At 38.0% G+C, this 6,131-nt stretch carries 3 protein-coding genes; all 3 read right to left on the bottom strand.

Going from position 1 to position 6,131, the window contains the following annotated elements; all coding sequences use genetic code 11:
• Positions 1-673: 673 nt before the first annotated feature.
• Positions 674-3,142, bottom strand: a complete 2,469-nt coding sequence (locus F6K27_RS15110) for an ATP-dependent Clp protease ATP-binding subunit (RefSeq protein ID WP_287277010.1) — start codon at positions 3,140-3,142, stop codon at positions 674-676.
• 103 nt (positions 3,143-3,245) lie between these two features.
• Positions 3,246-4,496 carry a transposase gene (locus F6K27_RS15105; protein WP_287277008.1) on the bottom strand — a complete coding sequence of 417 codons (1,251 nt, stop codon included), beginning with the start codon at positions 4,494-4,496 and terminating at the stop codon, positions 3,246-3,248.
• A gap of 896 nt (positions 4,497-5,392) precedes the next feature.
• A complete protein-coding gene (gene rimI, locus F6K27_RS15100; protein ID WP_287277006.1) occupies positions 5,393-6,019 on the bottom strand; it encodes a ribosomal protein S18-alanine N-acetyltransferase in 627 nt (208 codons plus the stop codon).
• Positions 6,020-6,131: the final 112 nt, after the last annotated feature.

Genomic DNA, 6,131 nt, shown 5'->3' with positions numbered 1-6,131 from the left:
GTAAACAATTTCAAGCTATAAACTGTAAATTATCAATACCATTACAGACATCCTTAAAACTTTAAGGTTTAGCGATCGCCTAATTTATGAAAAATACAGCTCATACAGTTACTTTTATATTACATTGCAAATATCTATGTAACATGTAAAGATGCCAGCGCTCATTGCTATAGGGTTTGCTGAAAAAGTCTTTTGGTGGGGGTAGGAGTCAGGAGACAGAAGACAGGAGACAGGAGAAAAGGGAATGAGCGAGGAGGCAGGAGCTAAGTTTTGTCCCTTAATTTTTTTGCCCAACTATGCGCCTAAAATACTAGCTTTTTGAGCTTTTTAGACTGAAACAGGCGCACTTTTTAAAGGCAAAAAAAGGCTGAAACCAATATCTGTCAGTGCTTTGATATTTAATCAGCAAGCCCTACTTATCCACAGGCATTCACGGTTGTTTAACGCCGAAGGCGAAGGGAGCGTAGCTCTCACCGACCGCATCTCTTAAATTTCTACTCTACTATAATTTACATAGCAATCCTAAATTGGTTCTGACAATTTTTATCATCATTAATTTGAACTGAAAACCTTAAAAATTCTGACTCCCTACTCCCTCAAAACGGCAGAAAGCTTAAACTCTCTGCCGTCTTACCATTAAAAATTAACTTCCGTTCCCAGAAGAAACTAAATCCTACTCAGCTCCTTGAGGCAACAACTCTCGTTTTTCACCTTGAGTAACCTTAATCTGACCATCCTCTCCAACATCAACCACAGCAGTATCGCCCTCGCGAACCGCACCAGAAAGAATTTCCTCAGCCAAAACATCCTCAAGCAAACGCATAATTGCCCGACGTAGAGGACGCGCTCCATAACTGGGATTATAACCTTCCTCAACTAACCGCTCTTGGAAGCGTTCAGTAATTTCTAGCTTGATGCCTTTTTCTGTCAAACGACTAAAGACTTCTTTCAACATAATCACAGCAATTTCCTTCACCTCATCCTTATTCAACTGACGGAAGACGATAATCTCATCTAAACGGTTGAGGAATTCTGGGCGGAAATATTGTTTTAGTTCTTCATTAACCAAATTGCGAATTCGGTTGTATTGAGCATCTGCTTCATTGTCGGAGAACTCGAAACCAAGACCACCGCCTCCTTTCTCGATTACCTTAGAACCGATATTGGAGGTCATAATAATCAAGGTATTCTTGAAATCTACTGTGCGACCCTTAGCGTCAGTCAACCGTCCGTCTTCCAAAATTTGCAACAACATATTAAAGACATCAGGGTGAGCTTTTTCAATTTCATCAAATAGCACCACAGTATAAGGGCGACGACGAACTGCTTCAGTTAACTGACCACCTTCGTTATAACCCACATAACCAGGAGGAGAACCAATCAACTTAGAAACAGTGTGACGTTCCATGTATTCAGACATATCCAACCGAATCATTGCTTCTTCTGACCCAAAGAAATATGTAGCCAGAGCCTTAGTTAATTCTGTCTTACCAACCCCAGTCGGTCCAGAGAAAATAAAGCTAGCAATTGGTCGGTTGGGGTTTTTCAATCCTACTCTTGCCCGACGAATAGCACGAGATACTGCTCTGACAGCTTCTTCCTGACCAATCAAACGTTGGTGCAGAGTATCTTCCATGTGTAGCAATTTCTCAGACTCAGATTCTGTGAGTTTACTAACTGGAACACCCGTCCAACTTGCAACAATATGAGCAATATCTTCTTCATTAACCACTGGAGAATCATTTTCACTCGTGGAATCTGTCTTTTTACTTTGAGCAAGGGAACGAATTTCAGATTTAATCTCCATTTCCCGATCGCGCAACTCTCCTGCCTTATCAAAATCTTGAGAGCGTACTGCCTCATCCTTTTCTTTAAGAATTTGACGCAACTCTTTATCTAACTCCTTAGCTGCCGGAGGAAGTTGAGAATTAATCAAACGAACCCGGGAACCTGCCTCATCAATCAAATCAATAGCTTTATCCGGTAAATAGCGATCGCTAATATAGCGGTCTGACAATTTAGCAGCAGCTTCTAGAGCTGTATCCAAAATTTTTAACTTATGATGTTGTTCGTAACGTTCCCTTAAACCGTATAAAATTTCAATTGTCTCTTCAACGGAAGGTTCACCCACCATTACTGGTTGGAAACGACGTTCGAGTGCCGCATCTCGTTCAATATGTTTGCGATACTCATCAAGGGTAGTTGCCCCTATGCACTGTAACTCCCCACGAGCCAAAGCAGGCTTCAAAATATTAGCCGCATCAATTGCCCCTTCTGCTGCACCAGCTCCAATTAGAGTATGAACCTCATCTATAACCAGGATGACATTACCCGCAGAACGAATTTCATCCATAATTTTCTTCAGACGTTCCTCAAACTCACCCCGGTATTTTGTGCCAGCCACCAAGAGACCAATGTCCAGAGTAACTACCCGCTTTTCCTCCAGAATATCCGGTATATCATTATTAGCAATACGTTGTGCCAGACCTTCAGCGATCGCTGTTTTTCCGACCCCTGGTTCTCCAATCAAAACTGGATTATTTTTCGTTCTACGACCTAGAATTTGAATAACCCGTTCAATTTCGTTTTGCCTTCCCACTACTGGGTCCAACTTACCTTCAGATGCCATTTGAGTCAGATTAGAACCAAACTCATCCAGAGTAGGAGTTTTAGTCCGTCCACCGCCACCACCAGCAGTGACTTCTGCAGTTTCACCCAACATCCGAATTACCTGAGTCCGTACCTTCGAGAGGTCTACGCCCAAGTTTTCTAGAACTCTTGCTGCAACTCCTTCCCCTTCTCGAATTAAACCCAGAAGTAGATGCTCAGTACCAATATAGTTATGTCCTAATTGCCGTGCTTCCTCCAAGGATAATTCTAAAACCCTTTTAGCTCTGGGAGTAAAAGGAATTTCTACAGCCACAAATCCCGATCCACGGCCAATTATTTTTTCTACCTCAATCCTAGCGTCCTTGAGATTAACACCCATAGATTTGAGAACTTTGGCCGCAACACCTGTGCCTTCTCCAATTAGACCCAGGAGGATTTGTTCCGTCCCCACAAAGTTATGTCCCAAGCGCCGAGCCTCTTCTTGGGCCAACATTATCACTTTGATTGCTTTTTCGGTGAAGCGTTCAAACATAATTAATTAATTCCTATTATTTATAAAGTTCCCCTTACGGTTATTCTAGCGTGACATTTATATTAAAACTGTTACCGCTCAACTAAACTTACTCAAACTAAACTTACTCAAACTGAATGAGAAAGCCTGAAATATTAGTCATTCGTAGTGGATCAACCACCACAGGGTTAAACGGCAAACCCTTTATTCCTTGGTCAAAGACATCAGGAATTACTTTTTTAATAATGTTAAACGACCCATTTACATCAGCATTTAATAATTTATTTTCCCTAGTTTTATACAACCCTCTTGTTACTCTTTTTCCACTAAATTCCGGTTTTTGTTCTCCATCTTTGGGTAAATCATCCCCATCTAAACAGCTCGATTGAGATGTATAGGATTCTTCGGTAATTATTACTTTTATTCCTCTTAGTTGGGCTTTATACCTTAACATCTCTATTAACCTATAGTGAGGGATATTCACAAATTGTTGATTGTTCTTTTTCCCTAATTTTATCTCTTGTTTCCAAGTCTGATTCTGCCCAATAATTAAGGTTCCTATTTCATTGTTGATACACCAATCTATTACTCTTTTACTTGCTGTATGGAGATAGTTTTCTACTCGACAATTTCGTTTGTGAGTTAATTTTTTTAACCGATGAGAATTACTTTTATTGTGGTTATTTTTTAATTGAGATTGTAAACAAGAGCGCTGTTTATTATAAAAAGTGTTGATTGCTTTTAATGGTCTGCCTTTAATCAAAAGAGGTGATATTCCTGTTTGATTTGTCGTTACAGCTATTAAGTTATTTACTCCTAAATCTACTCCTGCTATTTGTTGATTATTTGTTATTTCCTCCTGTTTTTCATAGACTATTTCTATAAGATAACAGCTACTTTTGGGGATGATTCTTGCCTCTATTATTTCTGTCTGTGAAGTAGGAATTTTTATTTCACTCATCGACAGATGACAAATCCCTTTTTTTAAGGCTTTTTTGTAAATTGACTCATCTGGATAAGGCAGAATATTTCGGCCTTTTGACTTATGTTTATATTTGGGGATTTTTGGTTTTCCTAAAAATTTATTTGACTGTTTTTTCCACTCTCTTAAAGCTGAAAAATAACTTTTCCAACTTTTATCTAATCTCTTAATAATTTGCTTACTTACCTTGGTAGGTAAAGCTTGATAATCATCAGTTTTAGATACCTTGTGATACAGTTCATTAAAATTTAATTTCTTTTGATCGCAAAAGAAGTATTGACGATAATAATAGTTAGCTAAATTGAACAGATTTTTCGACAAAAAAGCCTTGTGGTCAATTTCTGACCACAAATAATGTGATTTGCTGATAACATGACGTTCAACTAGCTTCATACCTTAATTATAGCTGATAGCGACTCAATGGATAGACAACTGAAAAAAAACTTACTTATTTTAGTTTGATAGCTATAATTATGAGTAAGTTTGATGAACTTTAGAGAAGTTTACGCTTTCTGTATTTACCCCGCAAAATGTTTATTCAGACTTGAGATAGTTCATAAAAATATAGTCACATAAGACATATCCTTCGGAACCCAGGTGTCACCCTGACTGGGTGTTAGCGTTTGCGTAGCATTCAGCAGGAAAGCTCCCCCGAAGGAGATACTACAACACCCTCGCTTCCCATAGTTAAAGACAAAAGTGAGCTGCTTTTCTCATTATATTCAGAGAACCGTTCACGCAACTCATTGATTAATCCTTTGGTGGCGGTGCAATTGCATTCCTCTTTCTACTCTTTTTCCTGAAAAAGTAACTTGATTTTTCTCACCTTTGTTGTACACTGGAATCAAATCATTATCTATAAAGCTTGCTTTTGAGATGTAAGATTCTAAAGAATTTAACGTTATGTACTTCCTCCTCCATTAATGGTATTTACACTTACATATTTATAGCCAAAATATAATTTGAGTTTCTAAAGTATAGCTCAGGTTTTTATATAGAGATGATTAAATCTGCTTGTTTATTTTAAGAAATTCTAAAGTTTTATCGGTAACAATTATCTATTTCAGTCAACTAAATCTTTGCTATTAATGTAGTTTTTATATTTAGATTCTATGAGAAAATATCTTAACAAAATGCAATATTGGGTGAGATTTTTAGACTTTTTATGTGTTTTTAGATTTTTTACAGATTATATCTATAAACTCCATACAATAAATTTAAAGTGTAGGCAAAAGGGTCTATAAACAAAATTAACTCAAAATAATAAAGCTATTTGAGTTGAGCGATCGCTAATTACCAATAACCGATTCTAACTTTTCCCACCTTACTTCATAGCCACTCAGACGAGCGATCGCTTGTCTATGCCATTGGGACAAAGTTTGCTCAAATTCTGGGTCATGGAGATGACCACGCCATAGAATTAGAGCATCTTCGCCAGTTTGCTGATAATATCCTCGACGACGGCCCACATCTTGAAACCCAAACTTGTGATAAAGGGACAATGCAGATGTATTTGAGGCTGCAACTTCTAGAGTGGCTCGCTCTAACCCTCTGTCCCAAGCAGACCTCATTAAGGAGTATAATAATAACTGACCTAAACCCAGACGTTGGTAGTGGGGATGAATTCCGAGAATAGTGATGTGTGCTTCCTCTAAAATAGCCCATAAACAACCTATGCCAATTATGGACTGATGATTGATAAGCTCTGATTTAGAGTTAGAAGATTTAAAGGTTACCTCCCTTTTCATCTCTTCATTCATTTGGCTAATTACTAAAATTAGCAAATCACTGTTAGGACTTTCTAGTTCTTGCTGATAACCTTGAAAATTCCAGAGTCCACCAAAGCAGAGTCGATCCAATTCAACCACGCTAGAAATATGCTTTGGACTCATTGGTTGAATCGTAATAATTGCCATAATTGCAAAAGTCTAAATTCTAGATAAAAAATTAATCAAAAATTGACCAAAAAAAGCAGGTCTCAATTCGCGCCCTAGAAGGACGGTTAACCTCAATCAAGTTGCCCAAATT

It is taken from the genome of Okeania sp. SIO2F5 (assembly GCF_010692685.1).
GTDB classification, from domain to species: domain Bacteria; phylum Cyanobacteriota; class Cyanobacteriia; order Cyanobacteriales; family Microcoleaceae; genus Okeania; species Okeania hirsuta.
Note: the sequence above shows the minus strand (reverse complement) of the source record. Positions and strands in the feature narration are given on the sequence as shown.